A 21948-nucleotide genomic window follows, 5' to 3' on the forward strand; every position below is an offset into this window, starting at 1 on the left:
GAATACTCTCAATCTTGACCTTTACATTGTTTCTAAGCTGAGCAGATAAATAACTTGATATTATTCTTCCATAATTATCGTGAATGAGCTCAAGGGTTCTCAAATGGTCTTTTGAGAACTTCTGAGGGCTTCTAAAATCATACAGTTTAATTTTATGCTTTTCCTCTTCACTTGGAATCTTATCTGCTTCTATTTCCCCAGAGGATAGGGCAGTTAAAAGTGAATCTATTTCACTTTGTGATAATACTTCTGCCATATTTCTACCTCATTTCTATAAATACATTAGGATTACTATATTTACTATTATTATCCTTTGATAAGCTCTTATCTTTGGATAAGCTTGCCAATATCAATTAGTGTAACAATTCTATCTTTAAAATTTATAACACCTTTAATATAACCCTTATTTATACTAGTTTCAACTTTTTCTATTTGATCATCTTCAATTTCTAATACTTCATCAACTTGGTCTACAGTCACTCCAACAAATTCTTCTTGTAAGTTTAATATAATAATGTTTTCTTGTCCACCTTCACCATTTTCTATATCTAAAAGGAGGTTAATGTCTAGTAGAGAAATAATTGTCCCCCTTAAATTAATTAATCCTTTTATATAGTCCTCAGACTTTGGTACTTTTGTTATTTCCATCATATCATTAATGCTTTGAACTTTAGATGCCTCTACTGCAAATTGTTCTGAGTTAACTTTAAATACAACTACTTGCATAATATTCCCCTCCTAGCCTATAACTTTTTTGATTGCTTCAAGTACTCTATCTGCTTGAAATGGTTTAACAATAAAATCTTTAGCACCAGCTCTTATTGCATCCATAACCATAGATTGTTGTCCCATAGCACTACACATTATTACTTTTGCTGTAGGATCAAAAACTTTAATTGCTTTAACAGCTTCTATTCCATCCATATCTGGCATGGTAATATCCATAGTAACTACATCTGGTCTTTCTACTTTGTACATTTCCAAAGCTTTTAGTCCATTATTTGCTTCTCCTATAACATCAAACCCGTTTTTCTCTAATATATCCTTTATCATCATTCTCATAAATGCTGCGTCATCAACAATTAATACTTTAGCCATTTTATATTACCTCCAATTAATTTACACCTAATGAATTCAATATTTTCTCTAGTGATCCAGGCATTGGTACATAGTAGAAATGCCCACTGATTTTTTGGTTTTCTTGTAAAAAGTTCGTTTCTAAATCAAGTATATACTCATCAAATTGCCCTGCCTCAATAAACGTAGTCGAGAGTATTGCTCCCATCATATCTAAAGCAACCGCTGGCACTGAAGGTATAAGAACAAGATTTGTAAGTTTTGCTATTGCATTCATGAAAGCGGTGGAAATAATATTTCCTATTTCGCATAAGGCTGAACTTCCAATTTCAGTTATTTGTTCCTGCTCCTCACCCATAAGTCTTGAAATGAATTTTAAAGCAGTTTTCTTGTCTAAAGTATACAGTATATTCCCAGGTATATCACCAAGAACTCGCACGATTACACCAATTACTACTTCTTCCACACCTACTCCTGAAAAAATATCGTCAAATGGAACAATATTTACTGATGGAACCGTCATATCTACCTTTTGGTTTAGTAATTGTGATAATGAAGTAGCTGCATTTCCTGCACCGATATTTCCTACTTCTTGTAGGACATCTAACTGCATAGGACTAAGCTTTGAATAATCCATATTATACCCTCCTTAGACTAAAGCAGCAACATCTAGTATTAGTGTAACTAGCCCATCGCCTAAAATCGTTGCCCCTGTATATTCTTTTAATCCACGAAGCGTTTTCCCTAAGGGCTTAATTACAATTTCTTGTTGACCTAAAAGAGAATCTACTAAAAGTCCTACTGTTTTTTCTCCTACTTTCACAATAACGATGTATTTCTTTATTTCACCCTCAGTTTCTGTTTTCAAAACTTTGCTTACCCTTACTAGTGGAATTACACTATCGTTATAAAGAATAACTTCTTTATTATTTGTCTTTTTAACAAGTGTTTCCTTGTAGTCTATTACTCTATCAATATAACCAAGAGAAATAGCCATAGTTTCATCACCAATTTTTACAAGTAATGCTTGTATAATTTGTAGTGTCAGAGGTAATCTTATAATAAAAGAGGTACCTTTGTCAATTTCACTAGTAGCATCCACAGTTCCACCTAGAGCAGCAATTTTAGTTTTAACAACATCCATGCCAACCCCACGTCCGGAAACATCTGTTACTTCCTCGTTTGTGCTAAACCCTTGTGCGAAAATTAGATTCTTTATATCTACATCTGACATTCCTTCTGTATTTATACCTACTTTATTAGCTTTTTCCTTTATTTTATTAACATCCAGGCCTTTACCATCGTCTTCCACCTTTATTATAGCTTTAGTCCCTTCTGCATATGCAATAAGTCTAATGGTACCTATTGGATTTTTTCCACTAGAAATCCTCTGCTCTTTAGATTCAATCCCATGGTCTGCTGCATTACGAAGTAAATGAAGTAGTGGTTCACCTATTTCATCAATAACTGTCCTATCAAGTTCTGTTTCCTGCCCTTGTATTTCAAGCTCCATTTCCTTTCCAAGATTTTTTGATAAATCTCTTATCATCCTTGGGAACCTATTGAACACTACTTCTAGAGGAAGCATTCTTATTTTCATTACTAAATCTTGTAGCTCTGATGTGGCCCTTCCTACTTGCTCTAGTGTTTCATTTAAATCATCCAATTTATGAACACTGCTTATTTGTTCTAGTCTTGTTCTATGAATTACAAGTTCTGATACCATGTTCATAAATTTATCTAATCTTTCAAGTTCAACTCTCACAGATTGATGAGCTTTTTTATGGACTCCCGCTTCTTTTTTATCTTTATTGTCATCCTTGACCATTTTAGATCCTTTTACTTCTATTTGCTTAAATTCCCCTAAGTTATCTGTCAAATCATCAGCACTATCTTTTAACGCAACTTTTTCCACTATTACTTGTTCTACTTCAGAAATATTCATCAAAATGTTTACAACTTCATCTTTGTCTTTAGTTGTAATAAAAATTAATTTTATTTCAAATTCAAAGTTCTCATTTTCTAAATCTTCAGCCCCGGGTATGGATTTTATTATTTCGCCATATTCTTCTAAGCTCTTAAAAATGAGAAATGCCCTTGCTGATTTAAGCAGCGTATTTACACTTATTAAAATCTTTATATCAAAAGCATTATACATTTTTTCCATGGCCTGCTTAATAATATTAATGTCATATTCATTAAGGTCTATTCTATCACCATCAGTAGAATCGATACTTTCCATAACAGGAGTTTCTTTTTCCGTTTTAACAGAAACATCATCCCCTTCAGCTATGGAATGTAAATCATCTATTATATCTTGGATTGAAAGTTCTTCAGATATTCCCTCTGAAATATTATTCACCATTTTTTCTAGTGTATCCAGACATCTAAATAGAACTGTTACCACCTTTTCTGTTACTTTAATTTTTCCTTCTCTAAATTTAGATAGAACATCCTCCATTTTATGTGTTAATTCAGCCATTTGAGTAAACCCCATAGTTGCAGCCATTCCTTTTATTGTGTGAGCTACCCTAAAGATTTCATTTAATTTATCTATGTTTTCAGGTTTTTGTTCAAGTTCAAGAAGAGACTCATTCAATGTCTGCAAATTTTCCATAGACTCTTCTAAAAACATTGACATATATTGTAATGTATCCATTTTTTACCTCCATTAATTGTTATTAGTTTTATATTTTTTTATAAATAAATGTAGATGCTTTTTCAAATCCATACTCCTTGTAATTATATATACTTTCTGTAGCACCTACAAACAGTAACCCTCCTTTTTTAAGAGATTCACTAAATTTTTTATATATTTTATCCTTAGTGTCTCCATTAAAATAAATAACAACATTTCGACACACTATTAAATCGAAATTACCCTCGTATTTATCTAAGATAAGATCATGTTTTTTAAAATCCACCATTTTTTTAATATTAGAACTAAGACAGTATTTCTCTCCCTTAACCACAAAATATTTATCCAAATATCCGCTTGGTACATTTTTAATTTCCGAATACATATATTCACCAATTTTAGCTTTTTCTAGTATCGTACTATCTATGTCTGTAGCTACAATTTTATGGTTAGCTCCAGAGTATAAATCATCCATAATCATAGCTAACGAATACGGTTCAGGCCCAACCGAACATGCTGCGCTCCAAATCTTAAGCCCCTTACTATACGGCAGTTCAGATTTTATTTTTTTTGAAAATCCTAAGAATATTTCCGGATTCCTAAAAAATTCTGTTACGTTTATTGTTATAAAGTCTAGGAATTTCTTCTTTTGAGCCGGATCACTCTTTAATAAGCTAATATACTCTTCTACAGAGTTAACTCCAACTCTGGACATTAAGCTCAGTATTCTTCTGTGTAATTGATTGGATTTGTATGCTGATAAATCTATCTTATATTCTTTTAAAACCCATTGTTGAAAATAAATTAAGTCCATTGCTATTCCCCTCTCCGCGATACAATTTTATTAATTCTTTCAGCAATGTCAGGTAGTAGAACTATTTCATCTACTTTGCCAGTTTCAAATGCTGCTTTTGGCATTCCATAAATAATGCAAGTATACTTATGTTCAGCTATAGTAGTTCCTCCATTATTTTTAATTGCTACGGTACCTTCTGCACCATCACGGCCCATTCCAGTAAGTATAACACTTAGTATTTTTGACCGGTAAACTTTAGTAGCAGATAAAAAGAGTTTATCTACGCAGGGCCTAACTCCCCAAAGGGAAGGTTTTAAATTCAAATGTATCCTCTTGTCAATACCTACCTCCATATGAAAACCACCCGGAGCTATATAAACCACATTTTTTTCTATAGAGTCACAATCACTTGCTTCTACAACCTTTAGTTTACTGTTTAAATTAAGCCGATCAGCAAAGGCTTTTGTAAAACCTGTTGGCATATGCTGAACTACTAGAACTGGAACTCCTAGATTGTCAGGTAGTGCTGTTATTACCTTGTACAATGCTTTGGGCCCGCCAGTAGAAGCTCCGATAACTACAACCTCTACATTGCCTCCTAAAGCTCTTTTGGAGGTGTTTATATTTGGTTCAATATTTTTTTTAACTGTTGTTTTGCTTCCAACTTGACTCTGAGTAAAAGCTAATTTTATTATTTGCACCAATTCATCTTGAACTTTATTAATATCTAGTGATATTGGCCCAGATGGTTTTGGTATAAAATCAAAAGCTCCTAGCTGTAGACATTCCATAGTGAGTTCTGTTCCAATTTTAGAAATACTACTTAACATAATAACTGGTATGTCAGCATTTTTTTTTCTAAGTTGCACTAATGTTTCAATTCCATTCATTTTAGGCATTTCAATATCCAATGTTATCACATCAGGTTTATTAAGTGTAATTTTTGTTAAAAGCTCTTCACCATTTCTTGCTGTATCTATTACTACCATCTCAGTTCCAGCATTTATCATATCAGTAATTATTTTTCTCATCAATGCTGAATCATCTACTACAATCACTTTAATTTTTCTTAACAATACATTTCACCCCATTGTGATTTTCACTCTAAATTTCTTCAATTCCCATACCTACGGTCCTAATAGATAACACTCCACTTTTTGTGTCGAATATCAAGGTTCTCCCTTTATTGCCACCAATGTCTTCTGCTATTATAGGTATGGATAGTACTTTAAGTGCATTTTTCACAGCTATACCATTTCTACTACCAATGTCCATTATTATACTTTTGTCTGCAAAATTAAACATGGATGCCCCACCTGCAATTTTAGCTCTCATATTTCTAAGCTTTGCACCTTTTCTTATCATATCCTGGACGAGTATTGGTATAGCTAAATCTGCAAATTTTATTTCATTGGTTACTTTGTTAAACTGACTACTATCTGGAAGCATTATGTGTGCCAAACCTCCAAGCGCTAGTGATTTATCATAAATTGCAATACCCACACAAGATCCCAGGCCCACTGTTATTAATTTATCTGGTGAATATGCTACATTCAAATCTGAAATCCCTACTTTTATCTCAATATATTCCATTTTTACACCTTATTTATATTATTTGTATTTTTTCTTTTTCTGTTAATATACCTGAAAGATTTAAATATATTATTATTCTACCATCAATTTTAATAAGTCCTTTGATATATCTTTTGGATATTCCTGAAATTATTTCTGGTGAGTCTTCTATATCGTCTATTCCTACATCCTTAACTTCAGAAACAAAATCAACTATTATACCTATTTTGCTATGGTTTTCCTTAGCAACTATTATCTTGGTTGTATCTGTTGTTTCTGTAAAAGGAAGATTAAATCTTTTTGATAATGATATAACCGGTAAAATATCACCTTCATAATTTATCACACCTTCCACAAAAGATGGTGAATCTGGAATTTTAGTTGATTTTTCGTATCCTAGTATCCTTTCTACTTCCATAATACTCGTAGCATAATATTCATTATTTATGCTAAAAATCAAAATTTCCCTATCTTGTTCCTTCATATTAGCTCCCCCTACACTCGTAATTTATCAACAACTAGCTCACCGGAATCATCTATATACGCATGAACGTCTTTGCTAGTAACATCTAAAACGTATTCTCTAGTACCTATAGTTAACCTAGTATTTGAATAAGCAATTTCTGCCCATATTTGGCCATGGTTTTCTACGATAAGCTGAGTTGACACCCCACCATGTCCACCAACTGTTTTGCATTTAATCTCTTTTCCAGCTTTTATAAGTCCACCCCTGGCTACACTTTTATCCTTTTTAAATACAACACTATCACTTGCATATATTTTAGATACGTATTGTCCTTTTCCACTAAAAATCACATTACCTGAACTCTTAATTGTTGAATCTTGACAATAATCTAGAACTACATCCACCGGAAGAGTTAAGTCTGTCGAGAAGCTTACGATTTTATTTTCAATAATTACCACCGCATCATTTAACTCCTCATAACTGTTTATACTAAGCGGTCCTAAATTAAGTATTTTATGTTTTATGATAAATAGTAATTGGTCCTCTTCACTTTCCGATTGCGACATTTGCTCTAGTACCTTAATACAAGTTTTAGGAAGATTTTTGAACTTAGTTTCTATTAAAATTTTTATTAGTTCCCCATCACTAGTATTCTTTTCTAAAAGGTTCATTTCTTTTAGTTGAGTTATTGAAGTTATTATTTTTTCAAGGTCACTTTTCATGCTCTTTAAATCGCATAAATATTCCTGAATTAATACATCTTCTTTCCCCGCAGAAACAAATGAATGAAATATATTACCACGTATCACAATATCTCCATTAGCAGTAATTACCGCTTCTGCTACATTATCTTTAATTAAAATTGAATTACCTGATTCAACTACCATTCCTTCATTTACACTGCCATGTATAATTATATCTCCTAAAAATTTAACATTACCAGTTTTGAGTTCAACATCTCCATTTACTTCAAATGTTTTGTAAACAAAAAAAATATTTCCTTTGGCTGAAGGTCTGCCTTCAATTCTCGCTACAACTGTGAATTCATCCTTCATTTCAGCACCGGCTCCAGCAGCTAATACTATTTTTTTTGCATTTTTAGTTTTTACAATTTTCCCTGTAATATCTATTCCATCTTCTCCGTCCGCACCTGGATAAAGAATAGCTAAAACTTGTCCTACTTCTACTGCATTAACAGTTCCAATTGCCTTATAATCTACACTCTGATCTTCGTCTTGATCTTCAGTTAGAAGCTCAGTGTGTTCATTATCGTACTTAATTCCCAGCCTATCATCTATTTTCTTTATCGGATCCTTTCCTCTTGCAATAAGTAGTTCTGAGATTTCAGTAGCCTCTGAACATTTTATAATGTCCTCTTTTAAAATTCCGTATTTAATGTGATAATTTATTAGTTCATTTTCAATTTCAAGCTTGGTAAATTTAGGTGGCATGGTTTTTTCTTTTACTTCTACTTCCATTATAACTGAATTCACGGGCTTCAAATCTTTTAGTTTATAAGTAATATTGGGCTCATACATAATGCTAATATAAGCTTCCATCTTATCTAAACTTGTCCTTATATCCATTTGCCTTTTAGCTTCATTTTCTTCAAATAAAACTTCTATAATACTTTCCTCATATACCGGCATTCGTAAATTAACTTTTTCCTCATTTACTGTTATCGTAATACTATTTGCTGTAGAAATCAATGCCGGCTTCCCATCTTGTTTAGGATTTTTTATAATAATTTCGCCACCCACAATTTCTATAGTTCCATTTATTTCTTCACTATGGATTTTTTCTTTATTTAAATCGTCTTCATCATCAATGGAGATCACCGCATGTTTCTTAAAAAATCCTTTTTTTTCCTCTAAAATCGAGTATTTAAGCTTTTCTACTGGAATACCTAAACTAGTACTAGCGTTTTGCAAACAATCGCTAACATTAACCCCCTTATAAACTTTAGCCCCTACTTTATCTATCATCATACCACCCCTTTCTATAATGAAATTATACCATAATTTCTCCTTTTATTTATTTAAAATACTTTTTTTAAAAACACTAATTGTTTTACTTACTTATCGTCCTATTAGAAAGAAACTTTACAAATTTCTCTTTATCCTTATTTATTTCTACACCAAATTCCATCATTATTGAATTTATAATAGAATTTTCTGATGAATTATAAAAAAACTCATCCACACTTTTTATAGGAAGTACCTTAGGTGATGTTCCAGAGATAAATAAACCTGCTAGTGATTTTAGTTTACTCTCATGGATGTTTTCTTCTTTAAAGTCTATATTTAAACTTTCGCAAACTTTTATAATAAATTGCCTTGTAATACCTGGTAGTACATTTGAAACTTTTGAAGTTGCAACTGTAGTTCCCTGCACCATGAAAATATTGGATTTACTACCTTCAGTAATGAACCCTTGTTTATCTACAAGAATTGCCTCATACACCTTTTTACTGGCAATCTTATGATTCACACTATCTCTAAAATCACTATCAATGACTTTAGCATTTGGATTTCTTCGCTCACCATGATATATAATGGTATTCACACCCTTCACATATTGGTCTGCGCAGGGGTAATCATGGGTCGTAAAATACGCTAAGAATCTTTCATTGAAAGTATCCTTATTTTCGGCTTTGTCGTAAGCGGAATCATAATTTATAATTAATTTTAAATTTTCGTCTTTAGCATTATTTTTATCTATTAACTTTATTATTCCATCTATAATTTCATCCCTTGTAATAATGGGAACGTATTTCATAATCTTTGCTGAATTTTCTAGCCTATCTAAATGTTCCATAAGAAATACTGGAATCCCATCACTTACCCTTATAACTTCATATAAGGTTTTACCATCACTCTTATAATAATTTTTGAATTCTGCACTTTTTTTGATTTCCTCTCCGAATAAAAAATATGAATTTATACATTTCTCCATATGTATCCTCCTAAATTTCTATTATTTCCATTTTAATATTTCAATTTTATCGTGCGATTTCTTAAAGTTTATTAAGTAGGGATGCCCCACTAAATTAAAAAGTGGTAAATCTGATAGAGAATCAGAGTACATATATGAACTTTCAAAATCAACTTCAATATTTTGTTCCTTCAACACCTGTTTTAATCTTATTACTTTTTCCTCACCCTTACAGTTTTCTCCAATAATTTCATTTCTATGAAATCCACTATTTATCATAAACCTAGTACCTATCACCATATCAACTTCCTTTATGTTATAGAGCTCACTTAAATAGAATTCTGCTGAAGCTGAAATCAAATAAATCTTATACCCCTGTGCTTTCATTTTTTTAATGGTATCAATAGCATCCTTATATAATATTTTACTTAAACGTGTTTCATAGAATTCTTTTACGATTTTTTTCATTTCTGCTTCTTCTATACCGTCGATAAATCTTATAAAAATTTTCTTTAATTTTGAGGCATCATATATTTTAAAAGCGTAAAATATAGATGAAGATATGCTTTTAGGTAAATATTTTAAAAGTTTACGATTTTTTTTCATCATAAAAAGATAAAATTCTATTAATGTTTCCTTCTTTGTTAAAGTATAATCCACATCAAAAATTGCTAATTTTTCTTTCATAAATACCCCTCTCACAATAATGTATTATCTTTATTGTTACCATAACATTACTATTAATGCTTTATAAAAATAATTTTAAAAAGAGCCGATGCATACGCAACGACTCTTTTATAAAATTATTTCTCGTTTTTAATCATTTCTTCATAATAAGCAGTTACTTCTGCAAATTCTTCATCTTCTGGAATAACTAATTCGCCTGTTTCTTCGTCTCCAACCACTTTGAAAAGATATATTGAATCATCTTGAGGGTTTTGAACTAATGCAAATTCATTATCTTTATAAGTAAATCCATCTACTACTTCACATGGAAGTACATTACCATTTTCATCTTCTAATTCTACTGTTAATGCTTCGCCTTCTCCACAACCACATCCACCGTCTTCACCGTCATGTTCATGACCTTCGCATCCACAACCTTCATTTTCATTGCTTCCACATCCGCAACCCTGGTTTTTTACTTCAGTTTCTTCTTCGTTACAACCGCATCCGCAAGATGTATTTTTGTCTTCATTCATAATGTAATACCTCCTATATTGAGTATGTTATAATTCTACCCTTAATAATGTAATATTAATAGGGTTTTTCAAATTCTTTTTATTAATATTATTGTTAAATTGTAAAATGAGCTAAAATTTCAAAGGAAGGTGGAATTAAATCCATCTTCCTTTTACTTTTAATTTTAAATATTATTTTTGTTCAGCAAGTTTTTTGTAACCTTCTAATCTTTCCATAGCATCTTTTTCTGTTTTAACAAACAATTCTTCTGCTATTTCAGGATATACTTTTGCAAGTGAAGAGTATCTAACTTCGCCCATTAAGTAATCTCTAAATGAAGTAGTTGGCTCTTTAGAATCCAATATAAATGGATTTTTTCCTGCTTCTTTTAATTCTGGATTAAATCTAAACATACCCCAGTATCCAGATTCAACAGCTCTCTTAGTTTCAAGTTGTGTACAACCCATTCCAACTTTAAGACCGTGATTGATACATGGTGCATAAGCAATTATAAGTGATGGTCCTTTATAAGCTTCTGCTTCTTTTATAGCTTTTAGTGTTTGATTTTTATCAGCACCCATTGCTATTTGAGCAACATAAACATAACCATAGCTCATTGCCATCATACCTAAATCTTTTTTCTTAGTTCTCTTTCCAGTTGCAGCAAATTTAGCTATAGCAGCTGTTGGAGTAGATTTTGATGCTTGACCTCCAGTATTTGAATACACTTCTGTATCCATTACAAATATATTTACATCTTCGCCAGATGCAAGTACATGGTCAACTCCACCGTATCCGATATCATAAGCCCAGCCGTCTCCACCAAATATCCATTGAGACTTTTTAACTAAATGATCTTTTTTACTGAACATTTCTTTTAATGCTTCACTACTATCTTTTTCAGCTGTTAATAGTGGTAATAATTTAGATGTTGCATTTTTTGAACCCTCTGAATCATCTTTGTTTTCTATCCATTCATTAAGTGCTGCTTTTAATTCTTTACTTGTGTTTGATGTTAATGCTTCAACAGCTAACATTTCAACCTTATCTCTTAATTGCATAGTTGCAATGTGCATTCCAAGTCCGAATTCAGCATTATCTTCAAACAATGAATTAGCCCAAGCAGGTCCTTTACCACATTCATTAACAGTATATGGTGAAGCTGGTGAACTTCCGCCCCAAATTGATGAACATCCTGTAGCATTAGCTATAAGCATTCTATCACCAAATAATTGAGTAATAAGTCTAGCATATGGTGTTTCTCCACATCCAGCACAAGCTCCGCTGAATTCCATAAGTGGTTGCTCAAATTGGCTTCCTTTAACAGTTGCTGTTCCCATTGGGTTTTCTTTTTTAGTTAATGATAGTTCGAAGTCCCAATTTTCTATTTTTGATTCTTGTGTTGCATATGGTTTCATAATTAATGCTTTTTCTTTTGCTGGACATACTTCAGCACAATTCCCACAACCAGTACAATCTTCTAAACTAATACCAATAGTGAAATTAAGACCTTCAAATTTCTTTCCACCAGCAGCTTTTTTACTTTCATAATTAGCTGGAGCATTTTTAAGTTCTTCATCAGATGCTAAGAATGGTCTTATTACAGCATGTGGACATACATATGCACATTGATTACATTGTATACATTTGTCTACTTGCCAATCTGGTACATTTACAGCAATTCCTCTCTTTTCGTATGCAGCTGTTCCTGGTACTACACTTCCATCTTCTATTCCAACGAATGCTGAAACAGGAAGTGAATCTCCTTCTTGTCTGTTCATTACATCAGCTATATTTTTAATGAAATCTGGTCTAACTTTATTTGAAGTTGCATTAACATCTTTAGCATTTTTCCAGCTTTCTGGTACATTAATCTTAACAACTGCTTCAATTCCTCTATCTATTGCAGCATTGTTCATATTAACGATTTTTTCACCCTTTTTACCGTATGATGTAACAACTGCTTGCTTAAGATACTTAACTGCATCTTCTGCAGGTATAATATCAGCAAGTTTAAAGAAAGCTGATTGCATTATCATGTTTGTTCTTCCACCAAGACCTATTGATTGAGCTATACCAACTGCATCAATTGTGTTGAAGTTAATATTGTGATTTGCAATATATCTCTTCATTGTTGCTGGTAAATTTTTCTCTAAGTCTTCCATATTCCATATGCAGTTTAATAAGAATGTTCCATTATCTTTAATTCCTTTTAGAACATCATATTTATTTACATAAGATTGGTTACCACAAGCAACATAGTTTGCAGCTGTAATTAAGTATGGTGATTTTATAGCTTTCTTACCAAATCTTAAGTGAGAAACAGTTATTCCACCAGATTTCTTGGAATCATATGCAAAGTATGCTTGAGCAAACATGTCTGTATGATCTCCAATGATTTTTATAGCACTCTTGTTAGCTCCAACAGTACCATCTGATCCAAGTCCCCAGAATTTACATTCTTTAGTTCCCTCTGGAGTTGTTGTTACAGTTTCTCCAATAGCAAGTGATGTGTTAGTAACGTCATCTACTATACCCACAGTGAATTCTGTTTTAGGTGAATCTGCTTTTAATGCATCATATACAGCAACAATGTGAGCTGGAGTAGTATCTTTTGAACCTAAACCATATCTTCCACCAACTATAACAGGTCTAACTGCTTTATCAAAATAAGCATTTCTTACATCTTGGAATAATGGTTCTCCAATAGATCCTGGTTCTTTAGTTCTATCAAGTACAGATATTTTTTTAACTGTAGAAGGTATGTATTTGAAGAAATGGTCTAATGAGAATGGTCTGTAAAGATGCACTTTAAGTACTCCAACTTTTTCTCCCTTAGCTATTAAGTAATCTATAGTTTCTTCAATTGTATCGCAAGCTGATCCCATAGCTATTATCATTCTATCTGCATCAGGTGCACCATAGTAATTAAATAAATGGTAGTCAGTTCCAATTAATGAATTAATTTTTCCCATGTAATTTTCAACTTTTTCTGGAAGAGCATCATAGTATCTGTTTGCTGCTTCTCTTCCTTGGAAATATATATCTGGGTTTTGTGCTGTTCCACGAGTTACAGGGTGCTCTGGGTTCATAGCACTATTTCTAAATGATTCTACTGCGTCTTTGTTTACAAGACTACCTAATGTTTCGTAATCCCATATTTGAATTTTTTGTATTTCATGAGAAGTTCTAAATCCATCAAAAAAGCTTACGAAAGGAATTTTTCCTTCAATAGCTGCTAAATGAGCTACTGGGGATAAGTCCATAACTTCCTGTACTGAACCTGATGCAAGTATTGCACATCCTGTTTGTCTAGTAGCCATTACATCTTGATGATCTCCAAAAATATTAAGAGCATGAGTAGCAAGTGATCTAGCAGCTACATGGAATACTCCTGGTAAAAGTTCTCCAGATATTTTATACATATTTGGAATCATTAGTAGTAATCCTTGAGAAGATGTAAATGTAGTAGTTAATGCTCCTGCTTGAAGTGAACCGTGAACTGTTCCTGCTGCCCCAGCTTCTGATTGCATTTCAACAAGTTTAAGTACTTGACCAAATACATTTTTTGTTCCTTTTGCTGCCAATTCATCACAATATTCAGGCATATTTGAAGATGGTGTTATAGGATAAATCGCTGCAACATCGGTATATGCGTACGCAACGTGTGCTGCTGCTGTATTCCCGTCCATAGTTTTCATTTTTCTCATTTAATAAACCTTCTTTCTTAATTTTGCATAGCCATAAGCATTTTTATAATAAAACATTATTTGACCAAATTTCTTCCCATTTCTTCGGCTAGCACTAATTGCTCATTAGTAGGTGCTTCATTAACAGTTAAACTTTGAATAACATTAAATTGGTAATCTTTCATTAAACTTATCCATTTGTTCATAAATTCTCCGTCATCCCATCCATAAGATCCAAATAATCCTGTGACTTTATTTTCGATTGGGATTAATTTGAATTTATCAATATAAGGTTGCATTTCATGTTGTTCAATCCTATTGTTATCCATCGATGGGCTTCCAAAAGCTACCACATCTGCTGTGGTTACATCTTCTACTGTGGCTTCACTAACTAGTTTTACTAGTACCTCTGCTCCAGATTCTTTTGCTCCTTTGGCAACATGATTCGCCAACACTTCAACATTCCCACCATTGCTCCAATAAATTATCGTCAATTTTTTAATTACAATCACCCCACGCATTTATATTAGTAGATAGTTTTTAATACCCCTTAATTATACATCAAAAATAAAAACATTCAAGTTTTTTTGTTCTAAATATTCCAATATGGACTAAGATTTTCTTCATTAAGTATAAAATAACTAAATTATACTGTGATTTTCTTTAAATGCATTGATTAATATAGTTTATATGTTTCCAGACTTTTAACTATTACAGAATCATATTCTTTTGAGTCTAATAGATCCTTAAAAGATTTTTGGGAATTCGCATCTCCGTGTACCAGAAAAACCTTTTTAGGTTTTATCTTTATATTCTCTAGAAATTTAAACAAGCCATTCCTATCTGCATGACCTGAAAGCCCTTGCAAATTGTATATTTTTGCTGCAACGGCAATTTCTTCTCCAAAAATTTTAACTTTTTTATTTCCATCTAGAATTCTTCTACCTAGGGTTCCCTCCGCCTGATATCCTACAAATACTATAGAATTTTCACTCCTCACTAAATTATGCTTTAAGTGATGCTTTATTCTACCTGCATCGCACATTCCACTACTTGATATTATAACGATTCCCTTTTGTATCTCATTAAGCTTCATAGATTCCTCTGCAGAATGAGTAAAAGTAAGTCCCTTAAAATCTAGTACATCATTATCATGTTTTTGGTACTGCTTTGCATCCGCATCGAAGTATTCTGTGTTATTCGCAAAAATTTTCGTTGCTTTTTCTGCAAGTGGACTATCCACATAAACACTGCAGTTTTTAATAATATCTTCTTCAACATACATATTGAGTGCATATAATACTTCTTGTGTTCTGCCTACTGCAAAGGATGGAATTATTACATTCCCACCTATATCAAAAGTTTGTTTTATTATATTAGCTAATTCTTTTAATACGTCTTCGAATTTGCTATGTACCTTATCCCCATAGGTAGTCTCCATGATAACGTAGTCTGCAAACTCTATAGCTGTAGGATCATTTATAAGCGGGATATTAAAATTACCTATATCACCACTATAAACAAGTTTTACTGGTTCCCCATCAACTTCTTGCATTTCCAGTTCAATAATAGCAGACCCTAATAAATGACCTGCATCCTTTAAAACAATTGTTAAACCATCAAAAGGTTTTATTTCTTCATCATAATTATAACTTTTAAAAACTTTCATGCACTCTTCTGCTATTTTTGAAGAATATAATGCCTCTTCTGGCAGTTGCCCTTTTTTTTCGAGTTTCTTATTTTTCCACTGGACCTCCATCTCTTGAATGTGCCCACTATCCGGTAGCATAACATTACATAATTCCATTGTAGCTTTACTACAAACTATTTCGCCTTTAAATCCTTTCTTGTATAGTAGTGGAATTTTACCACTATGATCTATGTGAGCGTGGGACAATATCACTAAATCTATATCAGAGGGATTAAAAGCAAATTTTTCATTTTTATCTTGCTCTCCATCTCTTCCTTGATATAATCCACAATCCAGTAAGATAGTTTTGTCTCGTACCCTTACTATATGACATGACCCTGTAACACACTGCGCTGCACCTAAAAATTCAAGTTCCATTATATTCTCCTCTTATTTAAATTAGAATTTATTTTTCTTTACTTGTAATTACAGTTTGCACCTTTTTACATTTTTTTATATACAAAATATTTTTTTATTATTTTTTTGCAGATAAAACAAAAAAAAGACGAAGAATTTTTAAATTCTTCATCTTTTTCTATATTTTTCTATTAGATCTACAATTAAATCAATACTCTTTTCAGTATTACTAGAATTCATATTCTTAATATATTCACTTCTATTATTATATAACTCATTAATTTTTGTTTCTAAATTTTCTGGAGTAAGTTCCTCCTCTTGAATAACCATGCTATAACCGCTTTTGTGAAAAGATTCTGCGTTGAGTATTTGATCTCCTCTACTAGATTTACCAGATAACGGAATTAATAAATTAGGCTTTCTCATTGCCAAAAGCTCAAAAATAGCATTAGCTCCAGCCCTTGACACAACAATGTCTGAACTAGCCAATAGATGCGGTAGTTCATCTTTTACATACTCATACTGGACATAACCATTTTTGTTTTTAAGTGTATTATCAATATTTCCATTGCCACAAATATGAATAACATTATACACTAGTAGAAATTTGGTAAGTTTTATTCGTATCGATTCATTTATAATTTTGGATCCTAAACTTCCTCCAATGACTAGCATTATTGGCTTATCATTTTTAAAACCACATATTTCCTTGCCCTTTATTTTACTTCCCTTAAATAATTCAGCTCTTATAGGATTCCCAGTAAGTACTGCTTTCCCATTTTTTATTTCCTTTAGCGATTCTGGGAAAGTCACACATAATTTTGTACAATAAGGAGCTGCAAGTTTATTAGCAAGTCCTGGTGTAATATCACATTCATGTGCAATTACTGGCACTTTATTTAAATATGCAGCAAGTACTACCGGTACTGAAACAAAACCACCTTTAGAAAAAACTATATCCGGCTTTTGCATTTTTATAATCTTTTTCGCTTCAAAAATACCCTTAATTACTTTAAAAGGATCAGTAAAATTTTTAAAATCAAAATATCTTCGAAGTTTCCCACTAGATATCGGATAATATTTTATATTTTCACCCTCTATTATTTTTCTTTCAATACCATCTTGTGTGCCTATATATTGAATTTCATAATCTAAGGTTTTAAGTTTTGGTATAAGTGCAAGATTTGGTGTAACGTGTCCTGCAGATCCACCACCAGTCATTATTATTTTATGCTTTGTCACTTTAACACTCCTTTAAAAACTATCGTTTAATCAGTAATTCTACATTATTATATACTAAATCCAATGGAAAGTTCTAGTATTTTTTTAAATTTTAGTTGTCCATAATTTACTAAAGAGTATATAATTTTCAAAACTACCCTTCAAATCACTAAAATAAAAATGATATATGGGGATAAACTACTATTATAAAATAATCTCAAATATAAGAGGAGGAATTAACAATGGCTAACAAAACATTAGTACCACAAGCAAGAGAGGGACTTAACAAATTTAAAATGGAAGCTGCTCAAGAAGTTGGAGTTAGTTTGAAAAACGGATACAATGGGGATCTTACTTCTAGACAAAATGGTTCAGTAGGCGGACAAATGGTTAAAAAAATGGTTGAAAAGTACGAAAAAGACTTATAATTCGAAATTTAAAATTCAAATTTGAATTATAAATTGGTTAAGATGTTAAGAGGTATATGCTAGTCATATACCTCTTAATTTTAGTTTTATTCTCTTAATCATATGAACCTATTACTTTTTTAAGTTTTTAATTATAATTATAAGGAATATTTATCTTTTAATCATAATATTTTTATATGTTAACAGGTATTAATTTAAAATGATGTACTTGCCTTATTTTCCTTAAGTTTTCTGTTATATAATACAAATATCTGCACAAAATACTATCATACCATAATAACAAATTATAAAAAGGAGGAATTACAAATGGCAAACAGAACATTAGTACCTCAAGCAAGAGAAGGACTAAACAAATTTAAAATGGAAGCTGCTAAAGAAGTTGGCGTTCCTTTAACAAACGGCTACAATGGAGATCTTACTTCTAGACAAAATGGTTCAGTAGGCGGACAAATGGTTAAGAAAATGGTAGAATCATACGAAAAAAACTTATAATTATAAAAATTATAGGTATACGCTAAGCATATACCTCATCAGCGCAAGATAGTATCTTGTAACAGTAATAAAATAAAATATAAAAGGAGTGATTATCAAATGTCAAAAAGAAAACTAGTACCTGAGGCTAAAGCCGGATTAAACAAATTTAAAATGGAAACTGCAAAAGAATTAGGCGTTAATTTTACAGATTACAACGGAGATCTAACTTCAAGGGAATGTGGTTCTGTTGGCGGAGAAATGGTAAAAAAAATGGTACAACAATACGAAAATAATTTATAATTTAAAATAGCTATAACAAAGGCACATAGATTTAATCTATGTGCCTTTAATCTTTTAATGTATTTTAAATTCAAGAATTTTTAATTGAATAGATGTACGTCCATTATATTCATTAATTTGAGGTGAATAAACCAAATCTAGTTTCATACCTCTAGGACTGTTAATATAGTTCATATGACCTTCGCCATAAGTGTCTTTTAACCTTTGTATAAATTCCTCCACTTTATTAAAACATATTCCATCTATTGTTTTACTTTCCCCTGGCATCATACATTTTATTTTTAATGTATTAGCATTTTTACCTAGTATATCTATCTTTAAAACAGTAATATTCTTTTCAGCTAGAAGTGGCGCTGGGTTACCTTTACCAAAAGGCTCTAAGAGTTCTAATTCTTCTATCATTTCATAATTTATTTTATTTAATGGAATTCGCTTATCTATTCTTATCTTCGGAATTATATCCTGGTCCGTTAACGTGCAAATTCGATTTAATTTTTCCCTTAACCCATCTATATTTTCTTCTTTTATAGATAGCCCTGCAGCCATGGGATGACCTCCGAATTTTTCCATAAGCTCTTCACATTTCATTAATTCCTCAAATAAATTATATTCTTCTGTAGATCTCGCTGAGCCCTTAGGGTTATCTTTCCCCTTAGTTAGTATTATAGTTGGAACATGGAAAGCCTCCCTAACACGCCCTGCAACAATTCCTGCGATGCTCTCATGAATATCTTCTTTATAAATTACTAGTACTTTATCATTTTTATAACTAGAATTTTCTATAAGTTTAATTACCTCTTCTACGTTTTCCGTTGTCATCTCTTGTCTTGTTTTATTAAGTTCAAATAATGTTTTAGCTAGTTCCTTTGCCCTCGTTTCATCATCACATAGTAATAGCTCTACTGAAAGTGCTGCTGTGTCGAGTCTTCCAGTAGCATTTATACATGGTCCTATTTTAAATCCCACATGATAAGATTTCATCACTTTGCCTTCAATGCACAAAATTTCCTTTAGACATTTAAGCCCAAGGTTTTTTGTATTTGTTAACATTACTAAGGCATTTTTAGCAATTATTCTATTCTCCGAAACCAAATCTACCACATCACAAATAGTTCCTATCCCTGCAATTTCAACGAGTTCCTGTGTGTTTTGGTTAAAAAGTCCAAGTTTTATATATAATGCTTGTACAAATTTATAAGCTATCCCTGCCCCACATAAATTTTTAAAAGGGTATTTGCATTCCACTTGTTTTGGATTTACAACTGCATCTGCTGCTGGAATCTTAAAAGTTCTTACTGAGCTTTCATCTTCGTCAAATGCTAGTTCATGGTGATCAGTTATTATAACCGTCATTCCTAGTTCTTTTGCTAGTTTAACCTGTTCAATAGCCGCTATTCCATTATCACAAGTTAAAATAACTGAAGTGCCTTGCTGCTTTAATTTCCTTATTCTATCACTGTTAATACCATATCCTTCATTTTCTCTATTGGGCACATAGTAATCAACCTGTGCTCCGCAGTTTTTTAATGCCTTGTACAGTATAACGGTGCTAGTTACCCCGTCTGCATCATAATCTCCGTAAATAACTATTTTTTCATTATTTTTTATAGCTGTGACCATTAGTCCTGTAGCTTTTTCCATATCTTTCATTAAAAATGGATCATACAAATCTTCTAAACTGGTTCTCATAAATTTTTTTATTTCTATTTCATTAATTAATCCCCTATTATTTAAAATCTTAGCTACAACCTCACTTACCCCGGAGTTTTTCGCAAGCAATGCAATATCCGCAGAGGTATTTCTTAGCAACCATTTTTTCTCCATATTTACCTCCTATTTATTATCATTTAACTTTGGCATTAAAATTTGTATAGTAGGATTTACTAAAACTTTATTTACTACTTCCATTATTTCATTGTCACTTATGTTTTTCATACACTCAAATTCAGAAAAAATTTCAAATCCATCTCCATACATAATTTCATAGACGCATAAATTCATACTGATTTGTATAGATTTCTCTATCGCTAGCATCCTTTTTAATTTGTAACTTTTACATAGCTTTAAAATGCAGTTCTCATCAAAATAATATCGAAGCCTTTTAACTTTTTCTATTTCATCATTAATAATTTTTATAGTATCATGGACATTTTCATATGAAGTTCCAAGAGAAATTTTGAAAAGTTTTATTCCTGTCTCATTACTAATTTTACTTCCTATATCATAGACAAGGCCTCTCTTAGTTCTAATTTCATGATACAATATGCTACTTGTACCTTCTCCAAGCACTATATTAAATAACTTCAAAGCACTAATTTCTCTAGGATTTAAATCATGCAGTGAAAAACAATAGTGAATTTTCGCCCCTTGTATATCACTTTTATATTTAAAATAGTTTCCAGGCTTATTGTTTTCGTATACGTACTCCTCATTCTTTTTTACTGTCTGATTTTCATTAGTTAACTTAGAATCAGAACTACATAAATACTTTTCTACTATTTCTGAAACACTTTCAAGACTCATAGAGGATACTACTGACACTACACAGTTACCTGCAGTATAATGTTTATGATAAAAATCTATAATTTGTTTTATAGTAACGGATTTAATACTTTCTTCCGTGCCTATAATTAAATCCTTTAATCTTCGTTCTTTAAAACAATTGTAAAACATGGAGTCTTCACATAACTGATTTGAATCATCTTTCCACTCTTTTAGTTCTTCTATGATTACTCCTATTTCTTCACTAAATCCATCTAGTGGAAAAGATGGGTTTATAAGAATATCAGAGTAAATTTCAAAACCCCTTTCAAAATCCTCATCTAGTGTTGTTCCATAATATACTACATAAGGATAATTAGTCATTGCATTACAAAATCCAAAGGTTTCATCACATAATTTATTTATTTCATATTCATTTCGAGAAGACGTCCCCTTAAAAAGCATGTGCTCTACGACATGGGCAATTCCCAGTTCCTCAGCTTTTTCACAGTTTGCACCTGCATTAAATCCTATTGTAAAAGAAGTTAAATTGTTTTCTGCCCTCTTATATAATAATTTCATTCCATTTTTATATATTATTTTTTCCATATACCCACCTTTATATTTTGTTTATTAAAAATAT

General features: G+C 31.7%; 21 protein-coding genes and 1 pseudogene. 3 read left to right on the forward strand and 19 right to left on the reverse strand.

The window, feature by feature from the left end:
- From ACJAX4_RS04980 to ACJAX4_RS05060, 17 genes and pseudogenes are all read right to left on the reverse strand, one after another.
- Positions 1 to 256 (reverse strand): annotated as a pseudogene (locus tag ACJAX4_RS04980) (flagellar motor switch protein FliM); the annotation flags it as partial.
- A 68-nt stretch (positions 257 to 324) separates the two neighbouring features.
- Positions 325 to 726, reverse strand: coding sequence for a chemotaxis protein CheW (locus ACJAX4_RS04985; protein WP_435788352.1), 402 nt, complete (start codon positions 724 to 726; stop codon positions 325 to 327).
- A gap of 12 nt (positions 727 to 738) precedes the next feature.
- Positions 739 to 1098, reverse strand: coding sequence for a response regulator (locus tag ACJAX4_RS04990; RefSeq protein WP_435788353.1), 360 nt, complete (start codon positions 1096 to 1098; stop codon positions 739 to 741).
- Positions 1099 to 1114: 16 nt separating this feature from the next.
- Complete coding sequence (locus ACJAX4_RS04995) at positions 1115 to 1714, reverse strand: chemotaxis protein CheC (protein WP_435788354.1); 600 nt, start codon at positions 1712 to 1714, stop codon at positions 1115 to 1117.
- 12 nt (positions 1715 to 1726) lie between these two features.
- Entirely contained in the window at positions 1727 to 3736 is a 2010-nt protein-coding gene (locus tag ACJAX4_RS05000) for a chemotaxis protein CheW (RefSeq protein WP_435788355.1), read from the reverse strand.
- A 28-nt stretch (positions 3737 to 3764) separates the two neighbouring features.
- A complete protein-coding gene (locus tag ACJAX4_RS05005) occupies positions 3765 to 4529 on the reverse strand; it encodes a CheR family methyltransferase (RefSeq protein WP_435788356.1) in 765 nt (254 codons plus the stop codon).
- 2 nt (positions 4530 to 4531) lie between these two features.
- Entirely contained in the window at positions 4532 to 5542 is a 1011-nt protein-coding gene (locus tag ACJAX4_RS05010) for a protein-glutamate methylesterase/protein-glutamine glutaminase (RefSeq protein WP_435788380.1), read from the reverse strand.
- 73 nt (positions 5543 to 5615) lie between these two features.
- On the reverse strand, positions 5616 to 6104 hold the full coding sequence (locus tag ACJAX4_RS05015) for a chemotaxis protein CheD (protein WP_435788357.1): 489 nt from the start codon (positions 6102 to 6104) through the stop codon (positions 5616 to 5618).
- A 13-nt stretch (positions 6105 to 6117) separates the two neighbouring features.
- Positions 6118 to 6567, reverse strand: coding sequence for a chemotaxis protein CheW (locus ACJAX4_RS05020; RefSeq protein ID WP_435788358.1), 450 nt, complete (start codon positions 6565 to 6567; stop codon positions 6118 to 6120).
- 11 nt (positions 6568 to 6578) lie between these two features.
- Positions 6579 to 8537 carry a DUF342 domain-containing protein gene (locus tag ACJAX4_RS05025; RefSeq protein ID WP_435788359.1) on the reverse strand — a complete coding sequence of 653 codons (1959 nt, stop codon included), beginning with the start codon at positions 8535 to 8537 and terminating at the stop codon, positions 6579 to 6581.
- A gap of 82 nt (positions 8538 to 8619) precedes the next feature.
- Positions 8620 to 9504, reverse strand: coding sequence for an aminotransferase class IV (locus ACJAX4_RS05030; protein WP_435788360.1), 885 nt, complete (start codon positions 9502 to 9504; stop codon positions 8620 to 8622).
- Between the two features lie 21 nt (positions 9505 to 9525).
- Positions 9526 to 10170, reverse strand: a complete 645-nt coding sequence (locus ACJAX4_RS05035; RefSeq protein ID WP_435788361.1) for an HAD-IB family hydrolase — start codon at positions 10168 to 10170, stop codon at positions 9526 to 9528.
- A 116-nt stretch (positions 10171 to 10286) separates the two neighbouring features.
- Positions 10287 to 10685: a DUF1292 domain-containing protein gene (locus ACJAX4_RS05040; protein ID WP_435788362.1), complete on the reverse strand. Its 399-nt coding sequence runs from the start codon at positions 10683 to 10685 to the stop codon at positions 10287 to 10289.
- 171 nt (positions 10686 to 10856) lie between these two features.
- On the reverse strand, positions 10857 to 14375 hold the full coding sequence (gene nifJ / locus ACJAX4_RS05045) for a pyruvate:ferredoxin (flavodoxin) oxidoreductase (RefSeq protein ID WP_435788363.1): 3519 nt from the start codon (positions 14373 to 14375) through the stop codon (positions 10857 to 10859).
- Between the two features lie 56 nt (positions 14376 to 14431).
- On the reverse strand, positions 14432 to 14857 hold the full coding sequence (locus tag ACJAX4_RS05050) for a flavodoxin domain-containing protein (RefSeq protein WP_435788381.1): 426 nt from the start codon (positions 14855 to 14857) through the stop codon (positions 14432 to 14434).
- A 173-nt stretch (positions 14858 to 15030) separates the two neighbouring features.
- Positions 15031 to 16422, reverse strand: coding sequence for an MBL fold metallo-hydrolase RNA specificity domain-containing protein (locus tag ACJAX4_RS05055; RefSeq protein ID WP_435788364.1), 1392 nt, complete (start codon positions 16420 to 16422; stop codon positions 15031 to 15033).
- Between the two features lie 147 nt (positions 16423 to 16569).
- Entirely contained in the window at positions 16570 to 17643 is a 1074-nt protein-coding gene (locus tag ACJAX4_RS05060) for an undecaprenyldiphospho-muramoylpentapeptide beta-N-acetylglucosaminyltransferase (protein ID WP_435788365.1), read from the reverse strand.
- A gap of 221 nt (positions 17644 to 17864) precedes the next feature.
- Between ACJAX4_RS05060 and ACJAX4_RS05065 the strand changes: the two genes are divergently transcribed.
- The 3 genes from ACJAX4_RS05065 to ACJAX4_RS05075 all read left to right on the forward strand — a co-directional run bounded on the left by ACJAX4_RS05065 (position 17865) and on the right by ACJAX4_RS05075 (position 18824).
- Positions 17865 to 18050: an alpha/beta-type small acid-soluble spore protein gene (locus tag ACJAX4_RS05065; RefSeq protein ID WP_435788366.1), complete on the forward strand. Its 186-nt coding sequence runs from the start codon at positions 17865 to 17867 to the stop codon at positions 18048 to 18050.
- A 306-nt stretch (positions 18051 to 18356) separates the two neighbouring features.
- Entirely contained in the window at positions 18357 to 18542 is a 186-nt protein-coding gene (locus ACJAX4_RS05070) for an alpha/beta-type small acid-soluble spore protein (protein WP_435788367.1), read from the forward strand.
- A 99-nt stretch (positions 18543 to 18641) separates the two neighbouring features.
- Complete coding sequence (locus ACJAX4_RS05075; RefSeq protein ID WP_435788368.1) at positions 18642 to 18824, forward strand: alpha/beta-type small acid-soluble spore protein; 183 nt, start codon at positions 18642 to 18644, stop codon at positions 18822 to 18824.
- A gap of 54 nt (positions 18825 to 18878) precedes the next feature.
- On the opposite strand, the gene recJ is transcribed toward ACJAX4_RS05075, so the two are convergent.
- A complete protein-coding gene (gene recJ, locus ACJAX4_RS05080) occupies positions 18879 to 20648 on the reverse strand; it encodes a single-stranded-DNA-specific exonuclease RecJ (RefSeq protein ID WP_435788369.1) in 1770 nt (589 codons plus the stop codon).
- Positions 20649 to 20657: 9 nt separating this feature from the next.
- Entirely contained in the window at positions 20658 to 21914 is a 1257-nt protein-coding gene (locus tag ACJAX4_RS05085) for a M16 family metallopeptidase (protein ID WP_435788370.1), read from the reverse strand.
- Positions 21915 to 21948: the final 34 nt, after the last annotated feature.

This window comes from Clostridium sp., from assembly GCF_051278035.1.
GTDB lineage: Bacteria > Bacillota > Clostridia > Clostridiales > Clostridiaceae > Clostridium_AD.